Raw genomic sequence first — 10,957 nt, forward strand, 5'->3', positions numbered from 1 at the left:
GCGTGAGGAGGACGCCCGCGTCGCGACGACGTACCGGCCGGGTTCGACCGCGAGGGTGCCCGACACGTTGCCGAGGGCCTCCCGCGTCGCGTCGGCGACGCTCTCGAGGTCGAGGGGCGGTTCGTCCTCGCGGTAGGGCACGCCGAACCCGCCGCCCACGTCCACGAACTCGAGGGGGCCGACGCGGGACGCCACCTCGCGGGCGAGTTCGCCCATCCGTCGGACCAGTTCGCGGTGGTTCGACAGGTCGTCGCCGGAGATACCGCTCCCGGCGTGGGCGTGCAGGCCGACGAGTTCGAAGTCGTCGGCGACGGACTCGGCCAACTCGGCCACGTCGTCGTACGGGACGCCGAACTTCGCGTTCGCGCCCGTCTGGACCTTCTCGTGGTGGCCCGCGCCGATGCCCGGGTTGGCGCGGATGCAGAGGCGGCCGTCGAACCCGCGTTCGCGCAGGCGGTCGACGGTGTCCGCCGCGCCGACGGTGACGGTGAGTTCCGGATGGTCGCGCCAGCGGTCCACGACGTGGTCGAGGTCACCCCCCGGCGGGTTGACGGCGGTGTACTGGACATCGCTCCCGTCGTACCCGGCGGCGAGGGCGCGTTCGACCTCGCCCGCGGAGGCGCACTCGGCGGCGAGTCCCGCCTCGCGGACGGTTTCGAGGACGGCGCGGCCCGTGTGGGCCTTCAGCGCGTAGCGCACTTCGGCGTCGGGGAACGCCGCGTCGAGACGGGCGCAGTTCTCCCGCACGCGGTCCAAATCGACGACGTAGAGGGGCGTACCGTGTTCCTCCGCGAGTGCGAGGAGTTCGTCTCCGTCCCACTCGGAGAGCCGTCGAATCCGCGGGTCCGCCTCTCCTCCCCCGCCACCGGCGGGCGTCATCCGCGCAGTGCCTCCTCGCGCCGCGTCTTGTCGAGGGTGTCGTCCTCGATGTCGAGGGCGACGACGGCGGGCTTGTACGCGCCGCCGGCGAAGATGTCGTGGTCGCCGAGCGAGGACTCCACGTAGCGGGTGAACGCTCTGCGGTTCGACGGCAGGTGACCGTACAGCACCTCCTCCTCGACGAGGTCGTAGACGGGGATGCGCGGCGACAGGAGCGTGTTCTCGCCGACGACGGTGTTCTCGCCGACGTGGAAGCCCGAGGTGACCCGACAGCCCGCACCGAGCGAGACGCCGTCTTCGATTATCACGGGCGCGTCCTCGACGGGTTCGAGGACGCCGCCGACGAGGGTGTTCGCGCCCAGCTTGACGTTCTCGCCGAGTTGCGCGCAGGAGCCGACGGTGTCGCAGGAGTCCACGAGGGTCCCGTCGCCGACGTGCGCGCCGACGTTGACGAAGGAAGGTGACATCATGATGCAGTCCGACCCGAGGTACGCCCCCCGGCGGATGGTGGTGCCGTCCGGCGTGTTTCGCGTCCCTCGCTGGCCCAAGTCGGCCGTGCCGCGGAGGGGAAGCACGTCGTAGTACGTCACGCCGCCGTAGTCGCGGGCGATGGTCTCGCGCAGCCCGAAGTTCAGCAGGATGCCTCGCTTGACCCACTCGTTGACCACCCAGCCGTCCGGGCCGGTGTCGCCGACCTGTTCGGCCGCCCGCACGTCGCCCTGTTCGAGGGAGACGAGGAAGGCGTCGAGCGTCGCCAGCGTCTCCGAACCGGCCGTCTCCGCGTCTATCTCGTCGTCTTCGTAGCGCTGCCACAGGTCGTCTATCTCGGATTGGATGCTCATGCGTCGAGTACCTCGTCGAAGTCGTACCGCCCGGCGTCGCGGTCGGCGAGCCAGACGGCGGCGTCGAGGGCGCCGGCGGCGAAGACGCCGCGGGACCCCGCACGGTGCGTCAGGGAGAGTAGTTGGTGGTCGTCGGCGAGCAACACCTCGTGTTCGCCGGTCACGCCGCCCGCGCGGCGGGCGTGGACGCCTATCTCGCCCTCGGTTCGGGGCTGGTCGCCCTCGCGGCCGTAGACGCGGTCGGACGCGCCGCGGACGTCGTCTACCTCGTCGAGCAGGGTGGTCGCCGTCCCCGACGGCGCGTCGCGCTTGCCGTTGTGGTGCGTCTCGGTGACCTCCACGTCGTAGTCGGGGAGGGCGGCGACGGCCTCTCGGACCGCGCGACGAAGCGCCGCGACGCCCCGCGAGAAGTTCGTCGCGTGCAGGAGCGGGACGGACTCGGCCGCCTCGTCCAGCGCCGCGCGCCCGTCCGCGTCGAAGCCGGTGGTGCCGACGACGATGCCGACGCCCGCCTCGGCGCAGGCGGCGGCGTAGTCTGTGCTCGACTCGGGGCCGGTGAAGTCCACCAGCACGTCGGGGTCCGTCTCGGCGAGGTGGGTGGACAGGTCGGCGGCGTCGTGGACGTCGACCCCCGACACCGATTCGACCGGGCTCCGGTTCACCGCGAGGACCACCGACACGTCGTCGCGCCCGGCGGCCACGTCGAGGAGTTCGCGGCCCATCCGACCGGCCGCGCCCGTGACGGCGACGCGGACGGGGTCGCCCATCTACGTCCCCTCCGCCGGTTCGAGCCCCAGCGACTCCTCGCGCGTCGCGTCGAGTTCGTCGAGGGCGGCTTCGAGCGCCTGGCGGTTCTCCGCCGTCAGGTCGGTCAGCGGCGGGCGGAGCGCCCCCGAGGAGTGACCGCGAATCTCCATGGCCGCCTTCACCGGGATGGGGTTCGTCTCGGCGAACAGCAGGCGGTTGAGCGGGCCGAGTTCGTGGTGCAGGTCGCGGGCGCGGTCCATCTCGCTGCCGAGGGCGGCGTCCGCCAGCGCGACCATGCGCTCGGGTTCGACGTTGCCGGTGACGGAGATGACCCCGTCGCCGCCGACAGAGATGACGGGCAGCGTGAGGGCGTCGTCGCCGGACAGCACCGAGAACTCCTCCTCGCGGGTGCGCTCGACGACTTCGGATATCTGGCCGATGTCGCCGCTGGCGGCCTTGTAGCCCGCGATGTTGTCGTGGGAGGCGAGCGCCTCGACCGTCGCCGGTTCGATGTTGCTCCCCGTGCGCGAGGGGACGTTGTAGACGATCTGCGGAACGTCCACCTCGTCGGCGACGGTTCGGTAGTGTTCGACGATGCCCTCCTGTTCGGGCTTGTTGTAGTACGGCGAGATGAGGAGGAGTCCGTCCGCGCCGACGGCCGCGGAGCGTCTGGAGAGTTCGAGGGCCTCGCGGGTCGAGTTCGACCCCGAACCCGCGATGACGGGCACGTCGTCGACGGCGTCCACCACCGTCTCGACAACGGCGACGTGTTCGTCGTGGGTGAGGGTGGCGCTCTCGCCGGTGGAGCCGACGGGAACGAGGCCGGCGACGCCGGCGCGTTCGAGGCGTCGGGCGTCGTCTGCGAGCGTTTCGTGGTCGATGCTTCCGTCCGGGGCGAACGGCGTCGTCATCGCCGGGTAAACCCCTGTCAAGTCGAAGTTCGTCATTTGTGTTGCGTATCGCGTGGTCGGTCAGTCGCCTGCGCGCCGAGTCCGGGAGTCGCCCGGGACGGGGTCGCCACTCCCGCCCAGAGCGTTACGGCGCGCGTTTTTTCGGAAGAAGAGCGCCACGCGTCGCTATCGACCGGCGGCCACCGGACGAGGACGACGTGGTGTGCGTCACACTCGTCTGACTGCGCCACGCGGTCAAATACCTTACGTCGGTCGCAAGAACCGCCGTGCGACCGACCGGCGCGCCAGCCACGTCAATTCATAAGGGATGCTCCCGGGGATTCGAACATGACCGATATCCACCCCGGGCAGCGCGTGGCCATTCTGGCCGACGCACAGAACCTCTACCACTCGGCTCAGAGCCTGTACTCGCGAAACATCGACTACTCGTCGCTGCTGGAGAAGGCCGTCTCCGGTCGGGACCTGACGCGCGCCATCGCGTACGTCGTCCGCGCGGACTCGCCCGACGAAGAGAGCTTCTTCGACGCCCTCGTCGACATCGGCTTCGAGACGAAGATACGGGACATCAAGACGTTCGGCGACGGGTCGAAGAAGGCCGACTGGGACGTCGGGATGAGTCTCGACGCGGTGACGCTGGCGAACCACGTCGACACCATCGTGCTCTGCACGGGCGACGGCGACTTCTCGCGCCTCTGCTCGCACCTCCGGCACGAGGGCGTCCGCGTCGAGGTCATCGCGTTCCAGGAGTCCACCGCCGACGAACTGGTGGCGGCGGCGGACAACTTCCTCGACATGTCCGAGCGACAGGAGACGTTTCTGCTCTGAGCGCCCCTGCGGACCGGGTCAGAACCGGTCGTCGCCCGACGCGCCGCCGTCCCGGTCGGTCGGACCGTCGCCGAAGCCCGTCGTCTCGTCACCGGTCGTCCCGTCGTCGCCGAAGTCGGCCGCGTCGTCGTCGAACGCGTCGTCGTCGAACGCGTCGTCGTCGAAGTCTGCCGTCTCGTCCGCCGGCGACGGCGCGTGGTCCCGGTAGAACGCCGTCGCGTACGTCTGTCGGAACGCGAACAGGAGCATCGTCACGGCCAGCGAGATGGCCGAGAGGAGCAGTACCTCCTGCGTGGAGAACTGGAACGACTGGAACGCCTGCGGCGTCGCGCCGGGCGCCATCCCCTGTCCCTGCGCCGGCAGGTCCTGGAGTTGGTCGAGGTTCTGGAACACGCGGAAGTAGATGGGACCGGAGACGGGGAGCGTCGCCACCGTGCTGACGACGAAACCGATTATCGAGTAGCCGAGCGTGCTGAGGAGGTTCTGACGTACGAGGCGGATGCTCACGCGGAAACTGTCGATGGCGTCCGCGTCGCCGAGCGAGACGGCGACGGGGAAGAACTGGATGAAGAAGAAGACGACGACGAAGGCGAGGAGCACCACTCCGCCGACGATGGCGGCGACGACGGGACTGCCGAGGGCGACGAAGGCGACGAGGCCACCGACGACGCCGACGATGCCCGCCGCGATGCCGAGGCCGACGAGGAGGGCGAGTTCGACGAACTTGGCGACCAAGAGCGGGACGTACCGGTCGCGGCCGACGCGGGTGAGCGTCTCGAGCGACGTCTCGCCGTCGAGCGACTCGGACGCCATCCCGATGATGCCCGCGATGAGAAAGGGCGTCACGAAGAACGTGACCGCCTGCAACACCGTGGGAGCGAGCGGAACGCCGGCCAACTGCAACGCCGACTGCGGGAGCGTCACGAGACCGTACGCGAGACCGACGAGGAACAGGACGGGGTTCCGGCCGAGCGATCCGACCGCGGTGCGGAGCGACTGGAGAGCTGACATGTCCCCCGATTGGACCAACTGCCTGTTAAAAACACACGGTAGGCGGCGGCCGTCGCCGGCGCGCCTCGGTCAGGCCGCCCGTCCGTCGGCCGACCCGAGGAGGCGGACGAGGGCGAGGGCACCGGCGGCGACGGCGGTGGCGGCGAGGAGGACGGAGACGCGGCCGTCCACGCCCGTCGTGAGAAACAGCACGCTGCTGGCGAGGAGGAGGGAGGTTCCGACCGCAGTCTGCCGCGCGTCGATCGACATACTCGTCTCGGAGAGGCGTCCGTCACTTATGCGTTTCTTCGTGCGACGACCGTGCTAACAGCCCACAACGTCCGCGCGGAGCGGGTGGCGTCGCGCGCCGGCCGTCCCAGACCGCGACTGACTTCACGTCGCCGGGGGTAGACGGGGTATGAGCGACGACACCGACGAGACGACGGGCGGGGGCGACGCGACGCTCGCGGACCTCCGAACCGTCGCCGACTACCAGTTCGGCGCGGGCGCGGGCGCGGCACTGTTCCCCGACGACGACCTGACCGTCCGGCGGTCGACGAGCGGTCGACCGAGACAGGTGCTGGCCGACGAGGGGCGCATCGTCTCCTACGGCACCGACGGCCGGTTCACGCTCGGCGTCGAGGGCGGCGTTCGACTGGTCGAGTCGCTCTCCGCGCCGTCGAACCGCGTCACCGTCGGCGAGGAGAGCGAACCGTTCGTCCGCGACGGCAAGAACGCCTTCGCGAAGTTCGTCCGAGCGGCCGACCCCGCGGTTCGACCGGGCGACGAGGTGGCCGTCGTCACCCCCGAGGACGACGTCGTCGGCGTCGGGCGAGCGGAACTGTCCGCCGACGCGATGGCGGACTTCGAGACGGGGATGGCCGTGTTCGTCCGCAACGGCGCGGGCGACCGATAACTCGTTTTCGCGGGCCGTCCCCGCCGGTTCGCTGGCGGCCGCCGATTACAGTCCGAGTGCGGTCAGCACCGGCACGCCCGAGAGCGTCGCGCCGAGGAGGTAGCCGCCGATGGTGCCGCCGTTCAGGAGGGGGAGGCCGGCGTGCGCGCGGCCCTTCAGCACGAGGGCGAGCAGGGCGAACAGGCCGGCGAACGTCCCCAGCATCGCGGTCAACGCGGGGAGCGTCAGCGCCGGCAGTCCGGGGACGCCCAGCGACGGGGCGAGCGTCTTCGGGAGGAAGAACGCGGCGCTTGCGACCATCACGGTGGGCATCACGGCGTCGCCCAGTCCGATGAAGAAGGCGTCGCGGACGCCGTCCTCGGCCGGGGCGGCATCGCCGTCGGCGGCGGCGCGGCCCTCGTCGTCGCCGCCCGTCCCGGCCGCGGATTCGACGGAATCACCGGCGGGGGGTCGCGGCCGCGGCGTCCGCGCGTCCTCGTGGACGTCGTTCGCGTCCGCGAAGTCGTCGTCGAGCAGCGAGTACGACAGCGTGGTCGGGATGACGAGGACGACGGGGATGTTGAGGTCCATCACGCCCTCGGCGAGGTCGAGCATGTGTTCGGTGCCGTAGACGCTGATGGCGTCGTAGACGGCGAGGACTGTCAGGAGCACCACGGCCGGGAGGAGACCGAAACTGATGCCGAACAGGGCCGCCGCGCCGGCGCCCATCAGCACGCCCGCGGTGTCGATGACGTACCACTCGGGGTACGCGACCAGTGCGCCGGCGACGACGAGGGCCGCGCCGACGGCGACGAGACCGGGGAGGAACACCGAGAAGACGTACCACGAGAGCATCCCGCTGGTGACGACGACGAGGGCGCGGACGGCCCAGTCGAAGTCGTACTTGAACGCCGCGAGCATGACGGCGGTGGCGACGAGGATGGCGCCGATGTAGACGAGGCTGTTCGTCGGGTCGGTGGGATCCTCGACGGTTTGGTAGCCCGCGTCGTAGAACGTGGGGACGAGCGCCAGCGCGCCCAACTGGACGAGGAGGAAGACGAGCGTAGCGAGGCCGATGCCGAAGGCGACGCGTGTTCGCATGGGCGGACGTCTGGTGGGGAGGCTATGGGGGTTGTGTTTCAGCGCGCGTAGAGCTTCTCGCCGACCAGCGACGCGGGGTTACCAGAGGTGGTGATGGCCACGTACGGTCGGGAGACGGGGCCGAACACGTCCACGACGCGGCCGACCGAGGAGAGCGACTCGTCGACCACTTCGCGTCCGATGTCCGGGTGTTCAGCACCCTCACAGCGGGCGATGGCGAGGTTCTGTGCGGTCCGCGAGACGGTCCCCACTCGCTGCATCGCCATCAGTCCCGGAGGATGCCGACGTAGGCGGCGACGGCCTGGACGAGGTCGTTCTTCGTCGAGTCGTCGGCTCCCTTGACGACGACGCGCCCGCGCGCGTCCCACTCCTGCGGGTGTCTCACGTCGCGTTCGATGACGGCGTCGTAGCCGATCTGCTGGACCGCTTCGGCTATCTCGTCCACGGTCGGTTCCTCGACGGCGTCTCCGAGCGGCACGCGTCGGCCCGCCGACCGCGACGTCGACGCGTCGAGATAGCGGGGCCAGATGACGTTCTCCACAGCCATAGTCGAACGACCGCGACGCGCCCGTAATACGGTTGTGGTCCGCGCTCGTCGTCGGAGCGACGCCGAGAGCGACGCGCGTCGCTTCGTCCTCAGGTCCGTCCGTCGCCCTCCCGGAGGAAGCGGACGGCCACGTCGCGGCCGTACTCCCGACTGAGGTGGATCCAGAACCGCGCGAGGTGTTCCAGATGGACTGCCGCCGTCAGGTCCCCCGCCGCCACCGGGTCGAAGCCGAGGTCTGCCGCCAGCGTCTCGGCCGCCGCGACGGCGTCGGCGTCGTCGCCCGCGACGAACATGGTCGCCGGGTCGCCGGCCACCACCGGGTCCGTCATGCGGTTCGCCCCGATGGTGTTGAACGCCTTCACGACGCGCGCCTCGGGCGCGGCGTCGGCGACGCGTTCGGCGAGGGAGTCGTCTCCCCGAGCGGTCGGGTACTCGTTCGCCGCGTCGAGGACCGGTTTTCCGGCGAGTGCGTCCCGGAGTTCGCGCGCGACGTCGACGACCACGCCGGCCGGTAGTGCGAGGACGACGACGCCCCGTTCGGCCGCCGCACGCTGCGAGACGACCGTGACGCCCTCGATTCGGTTCGACGCGGGGTCGCGCGACCCGACGACGACGTCGTGACCGGCCGCCGCGAGTCCGGTCGCGAGTGCGGTCCCGACGCTCCCGGTGCCGAGGATTCCCACGTCCATGTCTCCCGATTCGGCCGCCGCGACAAGACGGTACGGACCCGTCGACAGACGAGAGTGTCGCGTCTCGGTGCGGCCGTTCCCGCGTTCAGCGACGCGTCGCCAGCAGGGCCGTCGCGAGGAGGGAGACGAACGCGAGGAGCACGCCGAAGCCGGGCGTACTCGTCCCCGTGGCCGTCTGCGACGCCGCGGGCGTGTCGTCGACGGCCACCGTCGTCGTCGCCTGCGCCGTCGTCTCGGGCGCGTCGCCCGTCGTGGTGGCCATCTCCGTCTCGGCCGCCGTCGCCGTCGCGTTCGACTGGGTCTGCATCGCCCGGTACTCCTCGAACGCCTCGGGGTGGACCGCCTGCATGATGGTCTCGGCGGCGTCGACCGACCGCGGCGCGGGTTGCTGGAGGTAGTTCTCGTTCACCGCGACGACGTTACCCTCCTGCACGGCGGTGGTGCTGTTCCAGGCCGCCGTGCTCGGGACGGACGCGCCGGAGGGGACGACGACGTACTCGGGGTTCATCTCGACCACCGTCTCGGTGTTCACCTGCGCGAAGCCCGTGATGTTGGCCTCCGCGGCCCCGTTCCGCAGGCCGCCCGTGGTCATCACGTCGCCGATGAACGTGTTCGCGCCGGAGGTGTAGCCGTAGAAGTAGTTGAGACCGACGGGCTTCTCCTCGTCCGCGAGGACCTCGCGCATCTGGTCGACGGACGTGCGAATCTCTGCCGCCGACTCGCGTCCCGCCTCGCAGTTGCCGGTGAGGCGGCCGATCTGTTCGGTCTTGTCCGCGACGAACGACAGGGACGTGCCCGCGCCGAAGACGAACACGGGGACGCCCTGCGCGCGAATCTGCTCGACGCGGTCCCGGGCGAACCCGTAGGTGGAGTTCGGGACGAGGACGAGGTCCGGGTTCGCGGCCAGCACGCGTTCGACGCTCGGACCGCCGCCGCCCGAGACGTTCGCCTTCTCGTCCGCGCCGTCGAGGTAGGCGGCGTACTGCGAGACGCCGACCACCTCGTCCGACGCCCCTAGCTCCCACATCGTCTGGGCCGCGCTCGGACTCAGCGTGACGACGCGTTCGGGGTCCGAGTCCACCGTCACCTCGGTTCCGGTCGCGTCCGTCGCGGAGTAGGGAAACGTACACGAGTCTGCCTGTGCCGACGCCGCTCCGACCGTCGTCGCGCCCGCCAGGGGGGCGGCGACGACCAGGAGAAGCGTCACGAGCGTGAGTGTGCTGCGTCGCATGTGGCCCAACCGTGCGACTATTGCAACAAGTATTTACCTAATCCAAGTTGGATTGGATAACGAACATGAGCGTCAGAACGCGGGCCGTCGCGTGGTCGGGCGGCCTGAGCGTCCTCCTCGTCGCCGTCGTCCTCGGGAGCGCCGGCGTCGGCGCCGTCTCCATCCCGCCCGCGACGGTGACGCGGGCCGTCGTCGCGGAACTCCTGCCCGCGGTGGTCCCCGCGGTGTCGGAGGCGCACCGCGTCATCGTCGTCAACGTGCGCCTGCCGCGGATTCTCCTCGCCGCCCTCGTCGGGTTCGCCCTCGCCACCGCGGGCGTCGTGATGCAGGGGTTCTTCCGCAACCCGATGGCGGACCCCTCCATCATCGGCATCTCCTCGGGCGCGGCCGTCGGCGCCGTCGCCACCATCGTCTTTCCGCTCGCTCTCCCGTTCGGACTCGAACTGCAGGGGGCGGCGTTCGTCTCCTCGGTGCTCACCGGCTTCGGCGTCTACCTGCTGGCCACGCGCGACGGGCACACGCCGACGGCGACGCTCCTCCTCGCGGGCGTCGCCGTCCAGACGTTCCTCGGCGCGGTCATCTCCTTCATGATGCTCCAGAGCGGGTGGAGCCTCCGCCGCGTCGTCTACTGGCTGATGGGACACCTCAGCGGGACGACGTGGGGGGAGGTGGGCGTCGTCGCGGCCATCCTCCCGCCGCTGTTTCTCGTCCTCCTCGGCTACGCGAACGACATGAACGTGCTGTTGCTCGGCGAGGCGGACGCCCACAGCCTCGGCATCGAGGTGGAGCGCACGAAGCGCGTCCTCCTCGCGGTGTCGAGCGTCGTCACCGCGGCGGCCGTCGCCGTCTCGGGCGTCATCGGCTTCGTCGGACTCGTCGTCCCCCACGCGATGCGCCTCCTCGTCGGCCCGGACCACCGCGTCCTCCTGCCGACGAGTGCGCTGGCGGGGGCCTCCTTCCTCGTCGCCACGGACACGCTCGCGCGGTCCGGCGCGACGGAGATACCCGTCGGCATCGTCACCGCGGCCATCGGCGCCCCCTTCTTCCTCTACCTCCTCCGCACGCGGGAGGTGCATCGGCTGTGACCGACCGACCGAGCGGGGCGAACGGCGTCACCGGAGACGCCGGAGACGACGGCGTCGACGGCGACACCGCCGGCCGTGCCGCCGAGCCGACGATTCGCGTCTCGGACCTCGACGTCGAACTCGGCGGCGCGTCGATTCTCTCCGGCGTGAACCTGTCCGTCGACGAGGGGTCGTTCGTCGGGCTCATCGGTCCGAACGGCGCGGGGAAGACGACG

14 protein-coding genes and 1 pseudogene are annotated in these 10,957 nt (G+C 70.5%); 4 read left to right on the forward strand and 11 right to left on the reverse strand.

Going from position 1 to position 10,957, the window contains the following annotated elements:
• The 4 genes and pseudogenes from GJ632_RS14165 to dapA form a co-directional block, all read right to left on the reverse strand.
• Positions 1 to 879, reverse strand: a pseudogene (locus tag GJ632_RS14165) (diaminopimelate decarboxylase); the annotation flags it as partial.
• Complete coding sequence (locus GJ632_RS14170) at positions 876 to 1,721, reverse strand: 2,3,4,5-tetrahydropyridine-2,6-dicarboxylate N-succinyltransferase (RefSeq protein ID WP_191453303.1); 846 nt, start codon at positions 1,719 to 1,721, stop codon at positions 876 to 878. The gene GJ632_RS14170 and the pseudogene GJ632_RS14165, both read right to left, overlap by 4 nt.
• Positions 1,718 to 2,488: a 4-hydroxy-tetrahydrodipicolinate reductase gene (gene dapB, locus GJ632_RS14175; protein ID WP_191453304.1), complete on the reverse strand. Its 771-nt coding sequence runs from the start codon at positions 2,486 to 2,488 to the stop codon at positions 1,718 to 1,720. The genes GJ632_RS14170 and dapB overlap by 4 nt, the downstream gene beginning before the upstream one ends.
• A complete protein-coding gene (gene dapA, locus GJ632_RS14180) occupies positions 2,489 to 3,415 on the reverse strand; it encodes a 4-hydroxy-tetrahydrodipicolinate synthase (RefSeq protein WP_191453305.1) in 927 nt (308 codons plus the stop codon).
• Positions 3,416 to 3,706: 291 nt separating this feature from the next.
• Between dapA and GJ632_RS14185 the strand changes: the two genes are divergently transcribed.
• The gene (locus GJ632_RS14185) at positions 3,707 to 4,204 is read left to right on the forward strand and encodes an NYN domain-containing protein (protein ID WP_089805626.1); all 498 of its coding nucleotides are present in this window, start codon (positions 3,707 to 3,709) and stop codon (positions 4,202 to 4,204) included.
• Positions 4,205 to 4,222: 18 nt separating this feature from the next.
• On the opposite strand, the gene GJ632_RS14190 is transcribed toward GJ632_RS14185, so the two are convergent.
• Together GJ632_RS14190 and GJ632_RS14195 are read right to left on the reverse strand one after the other, a co-directional pair.
• Complete coding sequence (locus tag GJ632_RS14190) at positions 4,223 to 5,215, reverse strand: hypothetical protein (protein WP_191453306.1); 993 nt, start codon at positions 5,213 to 5,215, stop codon at positions 4,223 to 4,225.
• Between the two features lie 69 nt (positions 5,216 to 5,284).
• On the reverse strand, positions 5,285 to 5,464 hold the full coding sequence (locus tag GJ632_RS14195; RefSeq protein WP_089805622.1) for a hypothetical protein: 180 nt from the start codon (positions 5,462 to 5,464) through the stop codon (positions 5,285 to 5,287).
• 148 nt (positions 5,465 to 5,612) lie between these two features.
• Here GJ632_RS14195 and GJ632_RS14200 point away from each other — a divergent pair, with 148 nt between their 5' ends.
• A complete protein-coding gene (locus GJ632_RS14200) occupies positions 5,613 to 6,110 on the forward strand; it encodes a PUA domain-containing protein (RefSeq protein WP_191453307.1) in 498 nt (165 codons plus the stop codon).
• 45 nt (positions 6,111 to 6,155) lie between these two features.
• Here GJ632_RS14200 and GJ632_RS14205 read toward each other — a convergent pair whose 3' ends face one another.
• The 5 genes from GJ632_RS14205 to GJ632_RS14225 form a co-directional block, all read right to left on the reverse strand.
• Positions 6,156 to 7,190: a presenilin family intramembrane aspartyl protease PSH gene (locus tag GJ632_RS14205; protein ID WP_191453308.1), complete on the reverse strand. Its 1,035-nt coding sequence runs from the start codon at positions 7,188 to 7,190 to the stop codon at positions 6,156 to 6,158.
• A 38-nt stretch (positions 7,191 to 7,228) separates the two neighbouring features.
• Positions 7,229 to 7,450, reverse strand: coding sequence for an H/ACA ribonucleoprotein complex subunit GAR1 (locus GJ632_RS14210; protein WP_089805617.1), 222 nt, complete (start codon positions 7,448 to 7,450; stop codon positions 7,229 to 7,231).
• A gap of 5 nt (positions 7,451 to 7,455) precedes the next feature.
• Complete coding sequence (srp19, locus tag GJ632_RS14215; RefSeq protein ID WP_089805616.1) at positions 7,456 to 7,737, reverse strand: signal recognition particle subunit SRP19; 282 nt, start codon at positions 7,735 to 7,737, stop codon at positions 7,456 to 7,458.
• A gap of 89 nt (positions 7,738 to 7,826) precedes the next feature.
• A complete protein-coding gene (locus GJ632_RS14220; protein WP_191453309.1) occupies positions 7,827 to 8,426 on the reverse strand; it encodes an NADPH-dependent F420 reductase in 600 nt (199 codons plus the stop codon).
• Positions 8,427 to 8,511: 85 nt separating this feature from the next.
• Positions 8,512 to 9,657, reverse strand: a complete 1,146-nt coding sequence (locus tag GJ632_RS14225; protein WP_191453310.1) for a PGF-CTERM-anchored ABC transporter substrate-binding protein — start codon at positions 9,655 to 9,657, stop codon at positions 8,512 to 8,514.
• Positions 9,658 to 9,722: 65 nt separating this feature from the next.
• On the opposite strand from GJ632_RS14225, the gene btuC reads away from it, so the two are divergent.
• Positions 9,723 to 10,742: a vitamin B12 ABC transporter permease BtuC gene (btuC, locus tag GJ632_RS14230; RefSeq protein WP_191453311.1), complete on the forward strand. Its 1,020-nt coding sequence runs from the start codon at positions 9,723 to 9,725 to the stop codon at positions 10,740 to 10,742.
• Positions 10,739 to 10,957, forward strand: a 219-nt coding sequence (locus GJ632_RS25465) for an ATP-binding cassette domain-containing protein (RefSeq protein WP_343161193.1), incomplete at its 3' end; no start/stop codon positions are given. The genes btuC and GJ632_RS25465, both read left to right, overlap by 4 nt.

The sequence above is a fragment of the Halogeometricum sp. CBA1124 genome, assembly GCF_009741955.1.
In the GTDB taxonomy this organism is placed as follows: Archaea; Halobacteriota; Halobacteria; order Halobacteriales; family Haloferacaceae; genus Halogeometricum; species Halogeometricum rufum.

Excerpts from the sequence above, each read along its gene's own strand:
- GJ632_RS14200 (WP_191453307.1), top strand. The coding sequence starts at position 5,613 with ATGAGCGACGACACCGACGAGACGACGGGCGGGGGCGACGCGACGCTC.
- dapA (WP_191453305.1), bottom strand. The coding sequence starts at position 3,415 with ATGACGAACTTCGACTTGACAGGGGTTTACCCGGCGATGACGACGCCG.
- GJ632_RS14220 (WP_191453309.1), bottom strand. The coding sequence starts at position 8,426 with ATGGACGTGGGAATCCTCGGCACCGGGAGCGTCGGGACCGCACTCGCG.
- GJ632_RS14190 (WP_191453306.1), bottom strand. The coding sequence starts at position 5,215 with ATGTCAGCTCTCCAGTCGCTCCGCACCGCGGTCGGATCGCTCGGCCGG.
- GJ632_RS14205 (WP_191453308.1), bottom strand. The coding sequence starts at position 7,190 with ATGCGAACACGCGTCGCCTTCGGCATCGGCCTCGCTACGCTCGTCTTC.
- GJ632_RS14225 (WP_191453310.1), bottom strand. The coding sequence starts at position 9,657 with ATGCGACGCAGCACACTCACGCTCGTGACGCTTCTCCTGGTCGTCGCC.
- GJ632_RS14210 (WP_089805617.1), bottom strand. The coding sequence starts at position 7,450 with ATGCAGCGAGTGGGGACCGTCTCGCGGACCGCACAGAACCTCGCCATC.
- btuC (WP_191453311.1), top strand. The coding sequence starts at position 9,723 with ATGAGCGTCAGAACGCGGGCCGTCGCGTGGTCGGGCGGCCTGAGCGTC.
- srp19 (WP_089805616.1), bottom strand. The coding sequence starts at position 7,737 with ATGGCTGTGGAGAACGTCATCTGGCCCCGCTATCTCGACGCGTCGACG.
- dapB (WP_191453304.1), bottom strand. The coding sequence starts at position 2,488 with ATGGGCGACCCCGTCCGCGTCGCCGTCACGGGCGCGGCCGGTCGGATG.
- GJ632_RS14185 (WP_089805626.1), top strand. The coding sequence starts at position 3,707 with ATGACCGATATCCACCCCGGGCAGCGCGTGGCCATTCTGGCCGACGCA.
- GJ632_RS14195 (WP_089805622.1), bottom strand. The coding sequence starts at position 5,464 with ATGTCGATCGACGCGCGGCAGACTGCGGTCGGAACCTCCCTCCTCCTC.
- GJ632_RS14170 (WP_191453303.1), bottom strand. The coding sequence starts at position 1,721 with ATGAGCATCCAATCCGAGATAGACGACCTGTGGCAGCGCTACGAAGAC.